Origin of the sequence: Ehrlichia chaffeensis str. Arkansas (genome assembly GCF_000013145.1) — a bacterium.
In the GTDB taxonomy this organism is placed as follows: domain Bacteria; phylum Pseudomonadota; class Alphaproteobacteria; order Rickettsiales; family Anaplasmataceae; genus Ehrlichia; species Ehrlichia chaffeensis.
Genome location: NC_007799.1, coordinates 785,856 through 809,096 on the forward strand (window position 1 = coordinate 785,856; position 23,241 = coordinate 809,096).

The window sequence follows — 23,241 nt, forward strand, 5'->3', positions numbered from 1 at the left end:
CATAACATCGTATAATTACAACCAGAAAACTTTATATGACTTTTACATATTTGCTTTTAATTAATTAGACTCCCCCCAACTTTAAGCTTTACTTGTAGCTTAGTAAACATATATATTTTAGAATATCTATATTTATCAATAAACTACTTCACACTCTATAGCAATAAAGTATATTTAAGCAGTAATATAGTACTTTACCTAACATATATAACAACAGTAGTACAAACCTTACATCTAAATTTGGTGTTAATGAAGTAATAATATACAGTAAAGCTGTAGATTTTCAACATTAAGTCTATACATCTTTATGAGTAACGTAAGTTACATTAATATACAATTTATAACAATTTCTCTAACTGCATAATTGCATCTTTCATATAAGATGGAACAGGAACAGTAAAGTCTATTTTTTTTTCTCCTATGTTAATCGATAAAAAATATGCATGTAATTGTAAGTTATCATTTAATACATGTTCACAAAATTTTCCGTATTTCTTATCCCCAATAATAGAACATCCAATATGTGAAAGGTGTATTCTAATTTGATGTTTTCTTCCAGTAATAGGTTTCAATTCAAGTAATCCAATACCATAAGGCAATTTCTTCAATACAGAAAACGAAGTAACAGCTTCTTGTAAATATGAATCATTAACTTTATCTAAAGAAAGACTACGTTTGTTTTTAATAATAGAATGATTAATCTGTCCAATATCATTCTTTGGAATCCCTTGGGTTAATGCCAGATATTTCTTTTCTACCCTTCTATTTTTAAACTCATGCATAATTAATCTGGATATTCTTGCATTACGCGCTAACATCAAAATACCACTAGTATCTTTGTCTAATCTATGAACAATTTTCATAGATTCTCCATCTCTAATTTTATCAACAATATCACTAATACTAATCTTAACTTTAGTACCACCTTGAACAGAAATGCCTGCAGGTTTATTAATAATCAACACGTCATCATCTTCATATACAACACTATTACGGATCAAATGAACTAGAAAATCACTATCAGCTTTACAAATTTTTCTAATTTGTTTCCTTTCATAAATGACTCTATCATATCTTACACAAATTACATTTCCAGCTTTAATTCTTACATCAGACTTCACTTTTGTATTATCAAGTAGCACTACACCTTTACGTAAAAATTTCTCAACTAAAGACTGGGGAATTTTTAATATCCTTCTAATAAACTTATCTATCCTTATATTATGATCATCTTCCTCTACGATATAATACTTACTCATCACTATCCAAACTTTTAAAACAACATACAAAGAATCACTAACTTTCAAAAAACTCTAAATCTACACGTAAACTAAATATATATTGCTGCACATTACCTACTAATTTCCATTACGTCTACTATTACCCATGGTGATCTAATCTTTTAAATAGCATCACCAACTCTTTAAAACCTAACCTACACTAAAGCTAAACACAGATTTAAACAAAACATTCTTCAGTTTCTATTAATATACTATTCTATATAAAGTAAATTCTTTACAAAAAAATCACATGATATACTAACTACTAAAGCAAGCATCCAATTTTACAAATAGATCATAAACAAAATTTCTATCACAATTTAAAACTATTACATAAGAAAAACAAAACAAGATATTGCAATATTATTTATCATTATTAAATTTCGTTCTTAAATAATCACATAAGGTAAAATTACTAGCTATAAATAAATCATTATCACATACAACCTTACCTTTACTTTCTTCAATAAACAATTTTCCAACAGCAGCTTGATATTTATTAAGATTAGAATAAATTAACGCATCATAAGATGCTGAACATAAATAAGAAAAACCTAAAGTCATGGATCCCATAGCACGTATTATAACAGCTTGGGAATTAAGTTGTTTATCAATCATACCAACATTAAGATGCGTAATAACAAAATCAATTACAGCCCTACTTATACTTTGTTTATTACCTACATGCATCTTGATATAACGAGATTGCACATTTTCTGAAAAAGCACCTACTCCTTTTTCTACATAAAAAGTCTCTTTTAGTATTGGAGCATCAATTACAGCAGCAACGGGCTCTCCTTGACGAAAAAAAGCAATTAGTGTAGCAAAATAAGGTAAATAATTTATAAAATTAGTTCTACTATCTATTGGGTTAACAAACCAAAAATTTTCTCCAACATCAGATGCATCTCTAGTATCATCAAATATAATCCCATAGTCTTGTCGGTAATTATACAGTCCATCAGTAATAATTTTTTTTGATCTCAAATAAGCAGATCTAGTAAAATTACTTGCAGTGGTATAAGAAGATTGCATATACCTAATTTCACTAAAATCTCTGATTAAAGCCCTAGATGATTGTCTCGCTGACTTTAACATAATATTAGTAACAGAAGAAAAAATTACAGACATCCACAACCTCTTACTTTAAATACGGTTTTATAATATCAATTAGTTACTCAACATATAATAGACTTAATAATTACCCACGCACATTTTTATTTCTAACATTTCCTTAGACATCAACACACAAGAGATACCACCTCAGCATATGCTGCAACATATTCTTCTATAAAACACAAATGCTAAATATATTTATCCCTTTGCTCGCTCATAATAGCTATCATCTGGAGTATAAACAACTATTCTATCCCCAGGTTTAATAAAAGTAGGAACACTAATACGTTGATTATTTTCTAACATTGCTACTTTATAAGCAGATGAAGAAACTGTCTGTCCTTTAATGACAGCCTCGGTTTCAACCACTTGAAGAGTTACATAATCTGGTACTTTAGCAGATATTATTTCTCCATTGTAGAATACTAAAGTAATAATAATATTATCTTGCAAGTATATACTTTTATCACCCAATATATCTTTGCTAATTGTAAGCTGCTCATAAGTTTTAAGGTGCATGATAGTAATCATTGACCCATCACCATAGATATATTGATAATCAGATTCATCAACAATAGCTCGTTTTATATCTCCATCTGCACGAAACCTTTCATATTGTTTAGCACCAGTTTTTAAATTCTTCATTTCAGCTTGTATATAGGCACCACCTTTACCTGGCTGAGTATGCATAACTTTTACAACTAAATACAAAGCATTATTATGTTCTAATACATGCCCAGGCCTAATATCACTACCTCTTTCTGCCATTCCTTATAAACAAAAAATTATAACTCTGAAATTCTATTCCTAAAGCATAAGTAATTCAAGAAAAATAAACATCCATAGCAACTTTAATCACAAGTAAATTTCATGATTCACCACTTTTATAAAGGTCTTATTTTATATTAACCTACCAATGATCAACACAACATAACCACTATATAAATAACAACAAACTTAGGTAAGATTTAAGAATAAATATAACCTTAACTAATAAGTCACTATTCTTATATTGATATTAACAATTTTATTACTTATAATGAGCAAATTAGTGGTGTATTATTTATATATCAACATAACTCATCAGTCATAAATTTTAACGTTTAAAAAGTAAAATTGATAATTACAACCTTCAATATTCAAATATACAATTTTCATATTTCAGTTAGTATGTTACAATCTTTACAAAAAATATGTTAGATTTCGAACTCACTGTACAGAATCTATATACTAGAGAAGGCTTAGTCAAATTAGATAACCTATTCTTATCATACCTACAGTCTAATAATCAAGATCTATATGAAATATTAATTAAAGAACGCCAGAATAATACTAAAGCTGACAATACACCATATATTATAGAACTTTCATATATACTTGAGCATTTCATAACACAATTATTTAAGATTGAGGACGAAATAATAATACAACGTAATAAACATAAAGAGTTCTCAGAAATATATAAATGTAAAAGACTATTTATACAACGCTATGCTCTTAAAAAATACCCAGACATCAACAGCTTAAATATATCAGAAACAATACAACAAATCAGTCAGCTATTTCAATTACCTATTCAAGAGAAAAAATTTGCTCAACAAGTATTACTATGGTTTGAAGATCAAGAAAAGTATTCAGAAAACTTAGACATTACAGCTAAATATGCTGCATACATGGTACATTCGAAATCAAATAGTATCTTATTCAACATACCAAATAAAATAGATTTTTCAAACCTAGTCCATACAACAACAACAACTATCAATAATGATACAACTGCCATGATGTCAGAACACATCAAACGCAGAGATGGCTTTAATCTTACCCATACACAACCTACTTTATATCAAGCTTTAAATAATTGTCACTACTGCATTTTTTGCCACAAACAAAATAAAGACAGTTGCTCAAAAGGATTACTAGAAAACAACAATACATTTAAAAAATCAATATTATCAACAGAATTGCATGGTTGTCCTTTAGAAGAAAAAATATCAGAAATGAATCTAGTAAAATCTCAAGGGTACACTATAGCAGCATTAGCAATTGCTATGATTGATAATCCACTATGTGTTTTAACAGGATACCACATTTGCAACGACTGTACTAAATCATGCATTTACCAAAAACAAGATCCTGTTAATATTCCAATGGTTGAAACTCAAATTGTAAATAATGTACTTGCTTTAAGTTATGGATTTGAAATATATTCATTACTCACGCGGTGGAATCCTATAAACTTTGAACGACATCTACCCCAAATTAGTACAAACAAAAATGTGCTTGTTATAGGATTAGGACCAGCAGGAATTAATCTATCACATCACCTTTTAAATGATGGACATACTGTTGTTGCAATAGATGGATTAAAAATTGAACCTTTACCACAACATATTTCTGGAGTTACTCAATTTGGTGAAAAAACAGAATTCAAATTAATTAAAAATGTAGAAACAGAATTATACGAAAACTTAAGTGAACGCATACCTCATGGATTTGGAGGAGTATCTGAATATGGAATTACTGCAAGATGGGATAAAAATTATTTAAAAATAGCAAGGTTAATACTAGAACGAAGAAAAAATTTTGCAATGTATGGAGGAATAAGATTTGGTAGCACATTGACAATAGAAAATGCCTTTGAAATGGGATTTCATCATATTGCCATTGCAACAGGATCTGGTAGTCCAAATATGATTAACGTACATAATTCTTTAGTACGAGGGGTACGTATGGCATCAGATTTTTTAATGTCATTACAACTAACCGGCGCTGCAAGAACAAATTCAATTGCAAACTTACAAATTAGACTACCAATTATTATAATAGGCGGAGGATTAACAGCAATAGATACAGCAACAGAAGCTCTTGCATATTATCCATTACAAGTAGAAAAATTCCTCACAAGATATGAAACATTAATACAAATTTATGGAAAATCATATATAGAAAAAAACTGGACAGAAGAAGAAAAACTTATTGCAAATGAATTTTTAAATCATGCAATTCAAATCAGAGAAGAAAAAATATTAGCAAAAACAGAAAATAGAGAAGCAAAAATTATAGAGCTACTACAACTATGGGGAGGAGTTACTATTGTTTATAGAAATAAGTTATCAGATGCACCAAGCTACAAATTAAACAGCGATGAAATAAACAACGCACTAGCAGAAGGAATATATTTCATTGAAAATTTACAACCATATGAAATAAATATTGATCAATACAATCATGTAAGTAATATCACATTGATTGATCAATATAATAACAAAAAAACGCTTTTTACAAAAACTATTATAATAGCAGCAGGAACTAAACCAAACTTAGTTAGTATAAAAGAAAACCAACAATTTCGGGTACTAGGTCAAGATTTTACTCATACCTTTGACTTACAAGGTAACAATATAGAAATCACTACATCCCCAAAACCTACAAAAAAAGATAGTATATTCATATCACCTGATAAAAAAATTAGTATTTTTGGAGATCTACATCTACCATATAGAGGCAGCGTAGTCAAAGCAATGGCAAGCGCTAAAAATGGGTATCCAATCATAACCCAAGCATTAAAACAATGCTTACCAATAAAAGATAACCTATCACTAACAAAATTAAATCATAAATTAATAGCACATATAGTAGACATAAAACACATTACAAAAACTATCACCAAACTTACCATATCAGCCCCTCTTGCAGCAGCTAACTTCAAACCTGGACAGTTTTACAGATTACAAAACTTTGAGTGTAATAGTTTGAACATAGAAAATACACAATTCGCAATAGAAAGCTTAGCATTAACAGGAGTTTCTGTAGATAAAAATAAAGGATTAATCTCAACTATAGTACTTAACACAGGAGGATCTAGTCATCTATGTAATTACCTTAAAAAAAACGAACCTATTATTTTTATGGGCCCTACTGGAGCTCCAACAGAAATTCCCCATAATCAAAACATAATTTTAATAGGTGGAGGAGTAGGAAATGCTGTCCTATTCTCAATAGGTAAAGCATTATTATCAAATAATTGTAAAGTTCTATATTTCGCAGGATATAAAAAATTAGAAGATGTATTTGAACCATCATCCATAGAAGAGTCATCAAGTACTGTAGTATGGTGTTGCGATGAAAAAAGGATTGAACCAAAAAGAACCCAAGACAAATCTTATCGTGGTAATATAATTGATGCCATAATTCAATATAACAATCACCTATCACAAGACGTTGACATACCTCTATATTCTATAGATAGAATTCTTATCATTGGTTCAAGCCATATGATGGATGCAGTATCACATGCTATATTTAATCAATTGCGCACTTTTTTTAAAAAAGAGATCAAAGTTATAGCTTCTATTAATTCTCCCATGCAATGCATGATGAAAGAAATATGCGCTCAATGCCTACAAAAACACATTGATCCTATAACAAAGCAAGAAAATTTTGTATATAGTTGCAATAATCAAGATCAGTATGCAAATTATGTAGATTTCAATTTCTTAAACGAAAGACTTAAACAAAATAGCTTACAAGAAAAATGTACTAAACACTGGATAGATTACTGCACACATAAGTTACCCTCAAAAACATAATTCGTACAAATACAAGTTAAGTATCAATACCCTTAAGTTTACACAATAACTTAAGTCCTACAAATTCCACACCTTACTAAACTTAATCAGATGTACTAAAAAACTGAGATATTATTTGAACATTAAAAGTAGGCACATAATATTTTCCCTATAAACTTACATAACATTCGATTTTTAATTACATTAATCCTATAAACTACAAACTTTTTATTTCATATTGCAAAAACTACTAAGTAATGACCATAAGAAATCCTATATTTTCATAAACATTAAACATAAAAATGCCAGTAACCTAATTTAGCAAATTCAATCATAAAAATTGGAACTTACATCTTTAGCTGAAAATAACACATACCAACAAAATTATGTAAAAATTCAAAATTGCAACAATATTTCCCAAATTATATAAATTTATCAAATATTAATTGCATAAAATACTGCAAAGTTTATAATCCTTCAAAAAGTCTGGGGTTGAGTAATGCTTTATAATTTTATTCATAATATCCATAAAGAGGGATATATATTTATAATGATATCATTTCTTGCGTCTTGCATTGGATTTGCTATTTCTTGTAGCTTAGGAATAATTTGTTTAGTCATATCATTGCTATGTATATATTTTTTCCGTGATCCTATACGTATGGTGCCAGAAGGAGATGATCTCATTACTAGTCCAGCTGATGGGTTAATATTAGATATTAAAGAAGTGAACTCTCCTATAGATGATTCTACACAAGTAGTATGCATTAGTATTTTTCTAAATGTGTTGAACGTTCATGTCAATAGAATTCCTGTTTCTGGAACTATTAAGGCTACAGAGTACATACCAGGGAGGTTCATATCAGCTTCACTAAATAAATCAAGCGAATTAAACGAGAGACAAAGATTAATTATTGAATCCAAAATTGACAACCGTTCAATTATTGTAGATCAAATCGCAGGATTAATAGCACGACGCATAGTATGCAACGTTTCTGAAGGTCAACAAGTTAATTCTGGAGAAAGATTTGGTATTATTAGGTTTGGTAGTCGAGTTAATTTATATCTACCATTAAATACTCACATATCAGTGTTTAAGGGACAAACAGTAATAGGTGGAGAAACTATTTTAGCATATTTACAAGACGCTCCTAAACAATTAACAGTTAAGTCTATATAATAATATGAAAGAGGAGCAGAGTAGCAAATTTTTTCCTATTACTAGGTTATTTCCTAATATAGTAACCCTATTAGGTTTATGTGCTGGCCTGACTTCTATAAAATTTACTTTTATTGGTAAATGGGAATCTGCTGTAATGTTCATCATTATAGCAGCACTCATAGATGGAATGGATGGTAGAATTGCTAGATTTCTCAATTCTACAAGCGGCTTCGGTGCTCAGCTTGATTCTTTTGCAGATTTTTTAAATTTTGGAGTTGCTCCAGCATTTTTATTGTATTTTTGGTCTCTTAAGCAAATAAAAGTCATAGGATGGATGCTAGTAATGATGTTCGTCATTTGCATGTCAATCAGACTTGCAAGATTCAATGTGTCCTTATATGAAGAAAAAAAATTAGATTGGCACAAATTTTTCTTCGTAGGAGTACCTGCTCCATTAGGAGCAGTACTGTCATTAATTCCAATAATGTTGACCTTTTACTACCATGATAATCATTGGTTAGTTACAAATTTATCTGATCAAAATAATGTAGCAATATACTTTGCCGTTATTGCATTTTTATTAGTTAGCAACATTCCTACATTTTCTGCAAAACATATTTATATACCAAAAAATCTATCTTATATATTTATTCTACTGTTTGGCATATTCATTGTATTTGCAATAACAAAACCATGGATTACATTTCCAGTTGTTGGAATGATGTATATATTATCAATTCCTATAAGTAGCATGGTATACATATACATTATGTGCAAAACTAAAGGTAAAATAATCTAGTACACAATTAACAATGACAATCCTTGAATTTGCAGATTTTTTTCCACACATTTCTGGAGTATTAGAGTCTATTTTTTCTCTCACAATATTCAGAATTCCACTAATTATTTTATGGGTAATATGTTTAGGAACATTCTGCACACTAAAATTTAAATTTATCAATATAAGACTTTTTAAACACGCTTTATATGTTCTAATTAAGCCATATAACAAAAAAAACAGTAATACTATTTCTAATATCCAAGCATTTACTACAGCAATATCTGGAACTATAGGATTAGGAACAATTTCAGGAGTAATTATAGCAATTTCTACAGGAGGTCCAGGAGCAGTATTGTGGATGATAATAATAGGTATTTTAGGTATGTCAGTAAAATTTGCTGAAGTAACATTAGGATTCAAATATTACTTGTTAGAAAAGAAAAAAAATATAGGAGGACCTTTTCAATATATCAAATGTGGATTAGCTGAATTAGGATTAGTTAAAACAGGAAAAATCATCGCATACATATATGCTGTCATAATGATAATAGCTATGTCTTTTGGAGGAATATCATTTCAATCAAATCAAGCTACTGTATTATTAAGCAACACCTTCCACAAAATAAACAGCAGTACTATTGTTATAACACTAACACTATTAAGTGGATTAGTAATAATGGGAGGAATAACACGTATTGCAAATATTATGACAAAATTATCTCCCATAATGGTTATATTATATATAGTCGTATGTACAGCTGTTATTATTAGTCATTCAGATCAACTACTTTCTACGCTAAGCACAATGCTACACGGTATAATAGAAGGAAATAGTGTTACTGGAGGAGCAATAGGATCTTTTGTTGCAGGGGTTAGAAGATCAGTTTTCGCAAATGAAGCTGGAATTGGTACTTCTCCTATCATACATGCCTCAACAAATGATACTGAACCTGCAAGAGTAGGATGCATTGCAATGCTTGAACCATTTATTGACACTGTACTTGTATCATTTATCACGGGAATAGTTGTTATACTAACTGGATCCTATAGCACTATAAACAGTAGTAATCATGTAATAATAATTAACAATATATTTTCCAACATTTGTCCAATTTGTGAATATATTATACTCCCTTTTATCATATTCTCCTTCGCATTTTCATCAATTATCACATACTCTTATTACTGTGAAATATCTTGGAAACATATATTTGGAAATTCATGTCATGTTGTATTATGTCGGACATTAATAATGTGTATCATTCTAATTAGTGGATTATCCAAAAACATAGTTCCTATATCTCAATTAGGAGACCTGCTCTTTATATTTCTCACAATACCTAATGGACTGACAATTATCTTATTAAGTGGTACTATAAATCAAGAACTTAAGAAATATTTATGCAAAAACTAATTGTATTACGAACATCTATTATAACAACCATTAAAATAACAAATTGAGTTTCTCACACAATAAAGTTCATATTTCATATCAAAAAAACTAGCAATTCTAGCTTTTATATATGTTACTAAAAAACCATCACAATCAATACACAATTTTCAAAACACAGATTAAGTATAATTATTAATATATTGATTATCTACTATTTTTATGCAAGTCATCATCTAAAATAAATATATCTTTGAACTATCTTGACATATCAACTACTAATAAAATTTACATGGTATGTATTTATACCCATATTAGTTAATTTGATAATTTATATTGCCTTATTGATTTAAAAAAAGCTATATGCTACACTAAATTTCATTAATGTGCTCATTAAGCAATATGGTAGAAGTTCGTAATTTAATATTGGCTGTTATTTTATCTGTATTGATCATGATGGGGTGGAGGTTTATATATGATAAATTTTTCACTACACAACATGCTATAGAAGATAATACAAGTTCTGACGCTATGATTCCAGAAATTGATGATAATTTTATACACAAGACACGATCTGAAGTGATAGAAAGCAATACCAACATAAGGATCAAATTATCCAATGAAAAAATGAATGGATCAATATCATTAAAAGGAGCACAGTTTGATGATTTAATATTCAAAAACTATCATGTCACACCAGATAAAAATTCTGAAGGAATAGTATTATTATCTCCAGAGGAAACAGAGAATGTATATTTTATTGAGTTTGGGTGGATAGATCCCCAACATAAAATCACTGTACCTACTCATTCTTCAATTTGGAATTCAGATCAATCAACTTTATCTCCAAATAATCCTATAACTTTAACGTGGGATAATAAACAAGGTGTTGTATTCAAAATAAAAATCACCTTAGACAATGACTACATGTTCAAAATAGAACAAATGGTCACAAATAATACTGATTCTATAATAAATTTAATTCCCTATGGAAGAATAAATAGATCTAAACATACTGCAGAAAAATCTTATTGGATATCACATGAAGGAGCTGTAGGGAGTTTTGGGAACACACTAAAAGAATGGACATATAAAGCCATCACTAAAGAGAAAAACATAAAAATCCAGCAACAAGATATAAATGACAATCAAAATCAATGGATTGGTATCGGTGACAAGTATTGGTTCACAGCATTAATACCAAACGTTTCACAAAAAAGTAATCTAAATTTCCATGTAAAACATGCTAAACATAATAGTAAAGATCGTTTCCAAGTAGATTTTAGCCATGATAACTATATTGCACACCCTAATAACACAGTAACTAGCATAAATTATTTATTTGCTGGAGCTAAAGAATTAAAGCTATTAGATACATATAAAGATAATTTAAATATTTCTTTATTCGATAAAGCTGTAGATTTTGGAGTTTTATATTTTATTACTAAACCTGTATTCCTTTTATTAGAATATTTCAATAATGTTATAGGGAACTTTGGGTTAGCAATACTATTACTAACAATAGTAATAAAATTAATAATGTTTCCCTTGTCACATAAATCATATGTCTCAATGCTAAAACTAAGGCATTTACAACCAGATATTGTAAGAATAAAAGAGTTATACAAAAACGATAACGATAAAATGAGTAAAGAAATATCAGCTATTTTTAAAAAGAATAATGTCAATCCTATGTCTGGATTTGTCCCAGTATTAATACAAATACCTGTATTCTTTGCGTTATACAAAGTGTTATTTGTCACAATTGAAATGAGACATGCACCATTTTATTTATGGATAAAAGATTTATCAAGTTTTGATACTGCAAACATATTAACAATATTTGGATTATTAAAGTTTAATCCACCTATCTGCATTGGTATCTTACCAGTTATATTAGGTATTACTATGATAATTCAACAAAAGTTAAACAATCATAGCAGTTTAAATCAAGACAAAACTCAAGCAAACTTTATGAAATTTTTACCTTATATTTTCATATTTATCTTTTCATCATTTCCTGCAGGATTAATTATCTACTGGATATGTAGCAATTCGATTACAATAGTGCAACAATTAATAATAAAGCATTATGTAACTAAAAAATTCAATTTTTACAAAACCGTGCAACAGGAGGATTAATTATGTCAAATGATCATATCAATATACTAATAGTAGTATCACAATTTTATTCTGATGTAGCAGATCTTTTATTAAATGGTGCAGTAGATCAATTAAAAAAATATTCTAAACCTGTAAAATATGATATAGTATACGTTCCAGGATCTTTTGAAATACCCGCGGCTATAGTGTTTGCAATAATGAGTGACAGACATCACTATGATGGATACATTGCTTTAGGTTGTGTTATTAAAGGACAAACAGATCATTATTATTATGTATGTAAGGGGGTAACAACAGCTCTAAGTGAAATTGCAACTCACCATGCTGTTCCTATGGGTTTTGGAGTAATTACAGCTGGAAGTTTAGAAATAGCAATGGCAAGAGCAGATATCAATAAAAGAAATGTTGGTGGAAATGCTGCCAAAGCAGCTTTAACGATGATTGAATTACATAACAAATTTTTAAGTTAAAATTATGAAAGATAATATATGCCACACACATTTGTGGCATTCAAAAAAAACAACAACTAGGTTCCTCGCTATACAAGGAACCTATTCTATGATATTTAATAACTATACTATAAATGACATCGATAACTTAATTGATTATCTATATGAAATGAAGGAAGTATTAGATTTAATACAGATTGACAATCAGCTACTACTTAAAATTATGAACACAATGCTGTTAACCTTCAATACAATCAATTCAACAATTGCAACATTTTTAAATGAGAAATGGTCAATAGACCGCATAAACTTAATTAGCCTTTCTATTATTAAAACCGCAGTTTGTGAATTAATATGTTCCGATACAGATGCAGTAATCATTATAAACGAATACGTTAATATAGCGAGTCATATATTAGAAAGAACAGACGTTAATTTTATTAATGCAATATTAAATCAAGTAAAATTTACAGCACGTCCTGTCCTAAATAAAGGTATAAATTTTCATATCGAACAAACTGAATCCTCTGCTATTTTTAATAGTACATAAATTCATGAGAACAACTAGAAAGAACATAGTTTATAACCTCATATCTACATAATAATGAATAAAAACTATTTCCACAATTATCAGATCATATTTCCCCTAGTATTGAGTGTAATCACAATACAATAAAAACACACACTTAAGATTACAAACATATATTATTATTGAATTACCAAAATTAACTGGAAAATTGTTAATCTTCATATATCATTAATAGTCCTACTCTGTTACTCACTAATTAATGTGGTAAACTAAATATGACTGATTTGATTAGTATACGTAATGCTAAAGAACATAATCTTCACAACATAAATATAGATCTTCCAAAAAATAAGTTAATTGTAATAACTGGAGTTAGTGGATCTGGAAAATCCAGTCTCGCATTTGATACAATATATGCAGAAGGGCAGCGCAGATATGTAGAAAGTCTATCATCCTATGCTCGTCAGTTTTTAGATTCATGTACAAGACCAGAAGTAGAATCAATCACAGGTCTTTCTCCAACTATTGCAATCAGTCAAAAGCTTTTATCGAAAAATTCAAGATCTACTGTATCAACTACTACAGGAATTTATGATTATTTAAGAATCATGTATTCCAAGATAGGAACACCATATTCCCCAATAACTGGATTACCTATAACAAAACAATCACTTTCTCAAATAGTAGAAACTATCTTGAAATTACCAATAGGAACAAAAATTTCAATTTTAGGTATACTAATAAGAGGGAAACGAGGAGAACATAATAAAGAAATATATGAAATCAAAAAACAGCACTACAAACTATTAAAAATTGATGGTATTACTTATGATATTAACAATATTCCACAACTAGATAGAAATAAAAAGCATGATATTCATGTAATCATAAATCAGATATCAGTTCTAGAAAATTCTATTGACAATATAACTGAAAACATAAAAACTGCGTTAAAAATAGGTAATGGTATAACTCACATAGAAATACTTGATTTACCACAAGAATACAAAAGTGACACGTATTACAAGAATCAGGTACTGGTTTTTTCAGAAAATTTTGCATGTCCTGAAACAGAATTTAGCATAGAAGAAGTAGAACCAAGATTATTTTCATTCAATACATCATATGGATCATGCAAAATTTGTAGTGGAATAGGAAAAAAATATAGCGTTGACAAAAATCTAGTCATAAAAAATGATAATTTATCAATTTCAGAAGGAGCTATACATCCTATAGGCCCAATTGATATAAAAACCATTAATTACAAAATTAATTCGCAATTTAGCTATCATTACTCAAATATTATTTTGTCCTTAGCAAAACATTATAGTTTTGATTTAACAACACCATGGAAAAAATTAGATGATAATATAAAAGATATAATTTTATTTGGCAGCAAAGAAGTACAAATACCTACACATTATCAACACGAAGGATATAAATATTCTAGAAACAAACCATTTGAAGGCATTATAAATATCTTAAATAACAAAGAAGACATAGTTATCGAAAAATTAGCTGAACAATATTCATCTATAAACATATGTAATGAATGCCAAGGATTTCGACTAAGGCAGGAAGCACTATCAGTAAAAATTGACAATAAACATATCGGAGAATTGACAAGGTTATCCGTTATAGACGCAATATCATGGTGTAAAGCACTACCGTCTAGACTCAATGATCAACAGAAGCATATTTCACATAAAATATTAGACGAAATCATTAAAAGACTAATATTTTTAAAAAATGTTGGATTAGGTTATTTAACACTCGATCGTGAATCAGGAACATTATCTGGAGGAGAAAGTCAAAGAATAAAACTAGCATCACAAATTGGATCCGGATTAACAGGAATAATTTACGTATTAGATGAACCTTCAATCGGGTTACATCAACGTGACAACACGTTATTAATTAATACATTAAAAACATTACGCGATATAGGAAACACAGTCATAGTTGTAGAACATGATGAAGAAACTATCACAAATGCAGATTATGTAGTAGATATAGGTCCAGGAGCAGGACAAAATGGAGGTTATGTAATTGCAAGTGGTACTCCAAAAGAAATAATGGATAATCATAACAGTATAACTGGCCAATATCTCAGTAACAAAAAAATAATACCTAACTTCAAAAAGCATAGAACTTTTTACAAATGGATAGAAATCATTGGAGCACATGTAAACAATTTACAAAACATTGATGTTAAAATTCCTTTACATGCCTTTACTTGCATTACTGGAGTATCTGGAAGTGGAAAATCTAGCTTAATAAACAATACTCTATATCAACATGCAACTGATCAACTAAATAATATTAACTGTATATACAGTAAATGCACATCTATATCAGGATTAGAACATATAGATAAAGTAATTAAAATAGACCAGTCCCCTATTGGTAGAACCCCTTTATCAAATTCAGCAACATACACAGGATTATTTACCCATATAAGGTCATGGTTTGCTGAATTACCTTTATCAAAAGAAAGAGGATATACTATAAGCAGGTTTTCATTTAACTCTAAAGGAGGAAGATGTGAAGCATGTAAAGGGGATGGGCAAGTAAAAATAGAAATGCATTTTTTACCTGATGTATATGTCAAGTGTGAACAATGCAAAGGATCGCGTTATAACAAAGAGACTCTGGAAGTAACACATCAAGGAAAATCTATAGCTGACATATTAGATATGACAGTTGATCAAGCATACGAATTTTTTATCCATTTACCATTAATCAAAGAAAAATTAGATGCCTTACGCAGCGTAGGCATGGGCTATATTAAAATAGGACAAACATCGAATACATTATCAGGAGGTGAAGCACAAAGAATAAAATTATCAAAAGAACTATCAAAACGTTCAACAGGAAAAACATTGTATATATTAGATGAACCAACTACAGGATTACATTTTGCAGACATAGATAATTTATTACATGTTCTACATAAATTACGTGATTTAGGTAATACAATAGTAGTAATAGAACATAATTTACATGTCATCAAAACAGCAGAATACATAATAGATATAGGTCCTAACGGAGGAGATGATGGAGGTCAAGTAGTAGCTACTGGGACTCCTGAAGAAATAGTTCAAAACCCTCATAGCATAACTGGACAATACTTAAAGCCTTATTTAAATGCCCAATCATAAAGCTATACATAAAAAAGCATATTATAAATTAATATACTTTTACTTAGCATACGCATACACACACATCATTTACCAAGAAGAGTAGATGTAAGCTAATATTCAGCACAGTAGAGCTGAACAACACATAAAAACTTTGTAAACATCAATAAACTAGCTTACACCTACATACCAAACAGCTACAGTAACCCAATTACATGCTGTTTACTTAAGTAAAAAAGTATACTTTACAATATCAAAAGTTTTTAAAACTATAACCACAAATTACACAAATATCTCTAATATATTAACAAATACAATATTCTACACTTTGTATATTGTTTACTTAAGAGAAATATAACTACACTTAATACACCATAATCTAAATATACAGGCCCTTATCATTACCAAGTAACCTTATACTTACAACTTCATATATAGTACCTACTAAAATACATATAAGTCAAAACTATGCCAAATTATTATAGAATTCTTGAATATAATTAAAAATAATGCTTCACGCTTAATAATATGCCATGCTTAGAAGTCTAATATCACATAATATTATTTTATTAAAGCATTCTAACAAAAATTATCCACTTTTCATTCATTGGAACACCTTAGTAATAATAGGACGTTCCTAACAAGATGTATTTTACATGTATAGAATTCTAACAAGTCATGTAAAAATTTATAATGTAAATTTATTCAGATTATTAATAGATATAAAAATTTCTTCTACAGAGTACTTCTTTAATCTTTTTCTAGATTAAAAATTAATCAAATCTCATTAACATGTTTATTATTACACTACAGATTTATCAATGTACACTATTATAAAAAACAGTTATATAATATCAATTATTCCAATGCCGCATATAAAACATACAATAAAATAGCCATTTTACTCTTTTCATACCAATTATATATTATACTTCACTTTCAATTAATGATATGATTAATGATAAAGGGTGTGTAATATATGTTAATAAATTGACATAAAATTAAAACTCTGTAAGTATTTAACTATTCACTAAAGTACATATATGATACAAATGTTTAATATTGCCGAATATGTTCCTGTTCTAATTTTTTTAGCAGTTTCAGGCTTTATTTCATTTCTTTTTTGCATCTTACCAATGCTTTTAGCTAACCGTAGCCCAGATTTAGAGAAACTTTCCCCATATGAATGTGGATTTGCCCCTCTTGGAAATTCAAGAAAAATTTTTGACATCCGATTTTATTTAGTCGCAATATTATTCATTATATTCGACCTTGAAATAGCATTCTTATTTCCATGGTCTATTTGTCTTTCAGACATAGGCATAAATGGTTTTTGGTCTATGATGGTTTTTTTGGCTATATTAACAGTAGGTTTTATATATGAGTGGAGCAAAGGTGCACTAGAATGGGAGTAAACTAGTATGATAAACAAGAATGATTCTGTATTAAATAATCAATTCTGGCAAAGTTACAACCATCAAGGTTTCATGGTAACTCAGTTTTCTGACTTAATCAACTACATATCAAATTGGGCAAGATCAAATTCTTTATGGCCTATGACATTTGGATTAGCTTGTTGTGCTGTAGAAATGATGCACACTGCAGCAAGCAGATATGACCTAGACAGATATGGTGTTATGTTTCGTGCAAGCCCCAGACAAGCAGATGTTATGATCGTTGCTGGAACACTCACCAACAAAATGGCACCTGCACTACGTAAAGTATACGACCAAATGACAGAGCCACGTTACGTCATTTCAATGGGAAGCTGTGCGAATGGTGGCGGATATTATCATTATTCATATTCAGTAGTTAGAGGATGTGACCGCATAGTACCAGTAGATATTTATGTTCCAGGGTGCCCACCAACAGCAGAAGCATTATTATACGGAATATTTTGTCTTCAACAAAAAATCAATAGAGGGAATACTTCTATTACAAGAAAATCTACACAAGACTAGCATATAATACAATACTAAAATTTATTGTTAACATAATGCCATTATAGCTGTCATATGTAAGCACCAGTCAAATTTTGATCAAAAATAATATTTACACAATACTACTTTGACTTGCGTTATTAAGTAAGAAAAATACTATATCGAAATAGGTATTAGACTCAATAATGCACAAGCTATGAAGAAATCCTCAATTTCACAATTATGTAATAATAAAATTTACTCTTCAACATTAAGTTATACCATTATCCTTATCTTCAAGCCTAATATACTTACTGTATAGTGCCATAAAAAGGTTCTTTAAAAAAATAAAAAATACCTAAGTTATATAAACAAGATATACTAGTATTCAACATACATAATATTAATGTTAATACCTTAATTCAGAAAAATAATGTATAGTAAAGAAAAAATAAAAGAGGATACAGATGTCAGATAGTAATAATGCAATAGATAATATTAGTACATATATCAATACATCTATAAATGTAGAATGTGTCATAAAAGACAATATAACGTTGGAACTACATTCAGATGTACAAAACATCTATAATCATATTTCATTTTTACGTACTGATACAAAGTGTAAATTTCATATTTTAGTTGATATTTTTGCAATAGATTATCCAACAAGATTGGCTAGATTTGAAGTAATCTATTCATTATTAAGTATAATCAACAATATAAGAGTATCTTGTAAAGTACCTTTACAAGAGAATGAGAGCATTCCATCTATTACTAACATTTTCAGTGCTGCAGGATGGTTTGAAAGAGAAGTATTTGATATGTATGGAATAATATTTGCCAATAATCCAGATCTACGCAGAATTCTAACAGATTATGGATTTTCTGGCCACCCAATGCTAAAAGATTTTCCTTTAACTGGCTATAAAGAAGTACGGTATGACATATCAAAAAAAGAAGTAGCTTATGAAAACGTAAATTTACAGCAAGATTTCAGATCGTTTGATTTCCTGTCTCCATGGAAGGAATTAAAGAATGAATGAAACAACTATTATTATATAACTAAATATCACACATTTTTTATACATGAAACAACAATTAAACTTAACATCATAAATTCACTAAACAAACTTTTATGTTGTTCTTCTAAATTACTTATTTCTACACAGAAAAATATACTTATATTATTCCATCAAGTTTATTAACATTATCATGAATAACAAATTTCAATAAATTTTTGATATTACACAAACACAACATTTAACTTTAGAAACTTTGACAATTTATTTTGTTTTATACTTACTAGGTTTATAATTTTCATCATGCTTAGCTAAAATTTCATCTGCAATAAATTCACTGCTTACCATTTTTCCTTTTGCTACTATCCAACTACCTTCTGAGAATAAAGGAGGTAATATTCCTTTATATAATATTTTCATATGATTTTCCAAATCTGTTATATAAAAAGAAATAAAATCATCATGTTTTTCTACGCTACCTTTTATTATCATACCCCCTATTCTAATATCACGATTATTATTATATATAGCATTTGATAGAACCTCAGTCGGAGTAAAAAAAAATGATATATTATTTTGTAACTTATTTAAGACAACAACAACTGACATCCCAAATATAGCAAATGTTACAACAGTAAAAAGCAATCTTTTATGTTTTCTTTTCATCTCTTCGATCAATACTCTCTAGAATTCTCTTACTTTTACTATAACTAAAAATGATAAAACAGCTTAACCCAACCAATAAACCAAAACTTACAGTATACGCAAAAATTACAAACATCATATATTACAGCCTTCGTTAAGTAACATTAAAGATTCTAGAATATCGAAATCCGTCATATCAAATTTTAATGGTGTAATTGTAACATATCCATCATCTAATGCCCTAATACTATCATCAGATTCACCTCTACTATCCTTATCAGGAGCAGTTCTATGTATCGTATAAGATATACTACTAGCAGCATTTTTCTTCTTTTCTATTTTATTATATGGCATGTATTTTCCTTGACTTGTAAATTTAATACCTTTTGCTGATATCAAAGGAAAGTTAACACTCATTACAGTAGATTTATCCCAAGATGGAGCACCTAATAGCATATCTACAATACCCTTTAAGAACTTCCGTGGATTTTCCCAATTTATTTCACCACTTCTACCATCATATTCCTGACTGATCGCAATTGATGGAATACTCATCATAGCTGCTTCCGCCGCTGCTGCTATAGTACCAGAATATGTCACATCATTACCTATATTAACTCCACTATTTATACCAGATAAAACTAAATCCGGTTTCTCACCAACAATTTCTTTTAATCCCAGAAACATAGTAGTAGATGGAGTACTGTTTACAATAAATTCAGTATCACTGACTTTATACACCTCTATTGCATGTCTTAAACCTACAGATCTCCCACAACCACTACAATTACTTAATGGAGCAACTACCCATATTTCTGATGCAATACCTGCTGCCATCACTATCTCTTTTAAAACTTTAATACCATTTGCATGAAATCCATCATCATTAGTCAATAATACTTTCATAGCACTTTTATTCCCTAATAATTAAACAAGTATAACATAATATAGTTTTTAAGCCCATAACAACAACTATTATTATACTTCTAACATATATAATAGATGTATTCTCTATTCATTAACAATAAGTACTAATAATACAAGATTAACGACCTAATAATAGAACATTAATAACATTATATAGCTAAAATGCTATTTCATATGTACTATCTAAAAATCAATATTATTTACATTAATATATTTCCAAAAAATCATCTCCACATATTTAAACAATAACATTTTATCCTAAAAAATTATGATATCTACCTTTTAACTGTTCATAACTTAACAAAAACATATGACCTTTGATACAAAACATTATCAATTTCGCAACTCATATACATTTTGATATTGATAATAAAATATCTTCAACTGTTTGCACAGGATCACTACTCATGGTAATTGGACGTCCAATTACTAAATAATTTGCACCAGCTAACATTGCATCTTTAGGGCTCTTTACCCTTTTTTGATCATTACAGTCACTATCAAATCTTATACCTGGCACTATAAGCTTTAAATCCTTTTCTGTATATCGATTACGCACTTCCTTTGCTTCAAAAGCAGAGCATACTATACCATATAACCCAACTTCTCTAGCTAACTTAGACAAAAGCATAACTTGCTGAACAGGTGATTCATTAACACCAATTTCCTTTAAATCAGAATCATCCATACTCGTTAATACAGTTACACCTACCAACTTTGTTACACTACCAGATATGCTATCCATAGCTCTGATCATCATCTCCCTACCACCACTAACATGAATAGTAAGCATAGCAACATTTAAAGATGCTATCACTGATATAGCTTTACTTACCGTATTAGGAATATCATGTAATTTTAAATCAAGAAATATAGGAACACCACAATCAGCTATCGCTTGTACACCAGATAACCCATACGCTGTAAAAAACTCTAGTCCCAACTTTACCATCGATACTCTTCCATAAAGCATCTTAGTCAACAGTAATGCATGGTTGATATCATGAGTATCCAATGCACAAATAATCGGATTAGTAAACATAAATATTCCTAAAAAACATTCAAATTATACTAATATTAACTATTTAACACAACTTTATTAATTTGAATAAATATTATATATTACCTCATCGTCATATTATTCTGTGTGTAATACTAATACTTTCATTACTAATAAAACTAATCATTTTTTATAGTTCACCAGAATATATATATTCTACATTTAAACAAATACTGAGCTTTCCTAAAGTCACTATATAACAACGTTACTATTAACAACAGTTCATACTATTTGAATATATAGAATAATATATTATAAATGAAAATGTTCAGAACATTTTTTAAACAGTTTAAAAAAATTCTTTGTAGTTAAATTACTAACTTCCTCAAGGCTTTCATTCCATAAGTTAGCTAAATATTCTACAACAAACTTCGTCTTAGCTGGCTCATTCCTTTGCCCACGATAAGGTTCAGGAGATAAGAATGGAGAATCCGTTTCCACTAACACACGATCTTTAGGTATAAACCCTGCTACTTCCTGAACAACTTTTGCACTTTTAAAAGTCACTATTCCCGAAAAAGATATATATAACCCTAATTCTATCGCTTTGATTGCTAATTCCCTTGAAGATGCAAAACAATGCATAAGTCCTAAAAATGGACTTTCTTTCATTTCTGATTCCAAAATTTCCATCATTCTTTTGTCCGCATTTCTTGAGTGAATTATAACAGGCAATCCTGTTTCCCTAGATGCATTAATATGAGATAAAAAATTCTTCTCTTGCTCCCCTACTTGACTACATTTATAAAAATCTAAACCAGTTTCACCTAATCCAATAACTTTACTATGTTGAGCTAAATCTACTAACTCATCTACTGAAACAGACTCCCCATTTGCACTATTAGTAGGATGCACACCTACTGAAAGGTAAACTTGCTTATAACTTTCTGCAACTTTTACTAAATCAGAAAATTCAGCTATAGTAGTACATACAGTTTGCATTAATTTTACATTATTCTCCTCTGCACGCAAAACTACATCTTTTATTTCACTTGGATCAAAATAATTTAAATGGCAATGTGAATCTACAATCATATACTTACACTAATCATATTTTTTTTACTAAAATTAAAAACAATCTAACAAACATGCCTGTGGTCATTAACACAAATTCAACTATAAATAC

Annotated in this window: 18 protein-coding genes; 11 read left to right on the top strand and 7 right to left on the bottom strand. The window is 29.1% G+C overall.

Features of this window, described 5'->3' with window-relative positions; genetic code table 11:
- Nucleotides 1-338: 338 nt before the first annotated feature.
- From ECH_RS03210 to efp, 3 genes are all read right to left on the bottom strand, one after another.
- Nucleotides 339-1,259: an RluA family pseudouridine synthase gene (locus tag ECH_RS03210; protein ID WP_044148136.1), complete on the bottom strand. Its 921-nt coding sequence runs from the start codon at nucleotides 1,257-1,259 to the stop codon at nucleotides 339-341.
- A 384-nt stretch (nucleotides 1,260-1,643) separates the two neighbouring features.
- Nucleotides 1,644-2,411, bottom strand: a complete 768-nt coding sequence (locus ECH_RS03215) for an inositol monophosphatase family protein (protein WP_006011628.1) — start codon at nucleotides 2,409-2,411, stop codon at nucleotides 1,644-1,646.
- 183 nt (nucleotides 2,412-2,594) lie between these two features.
- A complete protein-coding gene (gene efp / locus ECH_RS03220; RefSeq protein ID WP_006011629.1) occupies nucleotides 2,595-3,164 on the bottom strand; it encodes an elongation factor P in 570 nt (189 codons plus the stop codon).
- 425 nt (nucleotides 3,165-3,589) lie between these two features.
- On the opposite strand from efp, the gene ECH_RS03225 reads away from it, so the two are divergent.
- From ECH_RS03225 to ECH_RS03275, 11 genes are all read left to right on the top strand, one after another.
- The gene (locus ECH_RS03225; RefSeq protein ID WP_011452807.1) at nucleotides 3,590-6,988 is read left to right on the top strand and encodes an FAD-dependent oxidoreductase; all 3,399 of its coding nucleotides are present in this window, start codon (nucleotides 3,590-3,592) and stop codon (nucleotides 6,986-6,988) included.
- A 478-nt stretch (nucleotides 6,989-7,466) separates the two neighbouring features.
- Complete coding sequence (locus ECH_RS03230; protein ID WP_006011451.1) at nucleotides 7,467-8,147, top strand: phosphatidylserine decarboxylase; 681 nt, start codon at nucleotides 7,467-7,469, stop codon at nucleotides 8,145-8,147.
- Between the two features lie 4 nt (nucleotides 8,148-8,151).
- Nucleotides 8,152-8,928 carry a CDP-diacylglycerol--serine O-phosphatidyltransferase gene (gene pssA / locus ECH_RS03235; protein ID WP_006011456.1) on the top strand — a complete coding sequence of 259 codons (777 nt, stop codon included), beginning with the start codon at nucleotides 8,152-8,154 and terminating at the stop codon, nucleotides 8,926-8,928.
- A 13-nt stretch (nucleotides 8,929-8,941) separates the two neighbouring features.
- Nucleotides 8,942-10,324 carry an alanine/glycine:cation symporter family protein gene (locus ECH_RS03240; RefSeq protein ID WP_011452808.1) on the top strand — a complete coding sequence of 461 codons (1,383 nt, stop codon included), beginning with the start codon at nucleotides 8,942-8,944 and terminating at the stop codon, nucleotides 10,322-10,324.
- A gap of 378 nt (nucleotides 10,325-10,702) precedes the next feature.
- Entirely contained in the window at nucleotides 10,703-12,442 is a 1,740-nt protein-coding gene (gene yidC, locus ECH_RS03245; RefSeq protein ID WP_011452809.1) for a membrane protein insertase YidC, read from the top strand.
- Nucleotides 12,443-12,444: 2 nt separating this feature from the next.
- Nucleotides 12,445-12,894 carry a 6,7-dimethyl-8-ribityllumazine synthase gene (locus ECH_RS03250; protein WP_011452810.1) on the top strand — a complete coding sequence of 150 codons (450 nt, stop codon included), beginning with the start codon at nucleotides 12,445-12,447 and terminating at the stop codon, nucleotides 12,892-12,894.
- A 4-nt stretch (nucleotides 12,895-12,898) separates the two neighbouring features.
- A complete protein-coding gene (locus ECH_RS03255; protein ID WP_006010883.1) occupies nucleotides 12,899-13,423 on the top strand; it encodes a transcription antitermination protein NusB in 525 nt (174 codons plus the stop codon).
- 254 nt (nucleotides 13,424-13,677) lie between these two features.
- Nucleotides 13,678-16,563: an excinuclease ABC subunit UvrA gene (gene uvrA / locus ECH_RS03260; protein ID WP_011452811.1), complete on the top strand. Its 2,886-nt coding sequence runs from the start codon at nucleotides 13,678-13,680 to the stop codon at nucleotides 16,561-16,563.
- Between the two features lie 1,022 nt (nucleotides 16,564-17,585).
- Nucleotides 17,586-17,957: an NADH-quinone oxidoreductase subunit A gene (locus ECH_RS03265; RefSeq protein WP_006010877.1), complete on the top strand. Its 372-nt coding sequence runs from the start codon at nucleotides 17,586-17,588 to the stop codon at nucleotides 17,955-17,957.
- Between the two features lie 6 nt (nucleotides 17,958-17,963).
- Complete coding sequence (locus tag ECH_RS03270; RefSeq protein ID WP_011452812.1) at nucleotides 17,964-18,503, top strand: NuoB/complex I 20 kDa subunit family protein; 540 nt, start codon at nucleotides 17,964-17,966, stop codon at nucleotides 18,501-18,503.
- A 425-nt stretch (nucleotides 18,504-18,928) separates the two neighbouring features.
- Nucleotides 18,929-19,507, top strand: coding sequence for an NADH-quinone oxidoreductase subunit C (locus tag ECH_RS03275; RefSeq protein WP_006010874.1), 579 nt, complete (start codon nucleotides 18,929-18,931; stop codon nucleotides 19,505-19,507).
- Between the two features lie 240 nt (nucleotides 19,508-19,747).
- Here the strand turns inward: ECH_RS03275 and ccmE are convergent, their stop codons facing one another.
- The 4 genes from ccmE to ECH_RS03295 form a co-directional block, all read right to left on the bottom strand.
- On the bottom strand, nucleotides 19,748-20,149 hold the full coding sequence (ccmE, locus tag ECH_RS03280) for a cytochrome c maturation protein CcmE (protein WP_011452813.1): 402 nt from the start codon (nucleotides 20,147-20,149) through the stop codon (nucleotides 19,748-19,750).
- 114 nt (nucleotides 20,150-20,263) lie between these two features.
- Nucleotides 20,264-21,034, bottom strand: coding sequence for a 5'/3'-nucleotidase SurE (gene surE / locus ECH_RS03285; RefSeq protein ID WP_011452815.1), 771 nt, complete (start codon nucleotides 21,032-21,034; stop codon nucleotides 20,264-20,266).
- 367 nt (nucleotides 21,035-21,401) lie between these two features.
- Nucleotides 21,402-22,097, bottom strand: a complete 696-nt coding sequence (pyrF, locus tag ECH_RS03290) for an orotidine-5'-phosphate decarboxylase (protein ID WP_011452816.1) — start codon at nucleotides 22,095-22,097, stop codon at nucleotides 21,402-21,404.
- A gap of 270 nt (nucleotides 22,098-22,367) precedes the next feature.
- The gene (locus ECH_RS03295) at nucleotides 22,368-23,150 is read right to left on the bottom strand and encodes a TatD family hydrolase (RefSeq protein WP_006011275.1); all 783 of its coding nucleotides are present in this window, start codon (nucleotides 23,148-23,150) and stop codon (nucleotides 22,368-22,370) included.
- Between the last annotated feature and the right edge of the window lie 91 nt (nucleotides 23,151-23,241).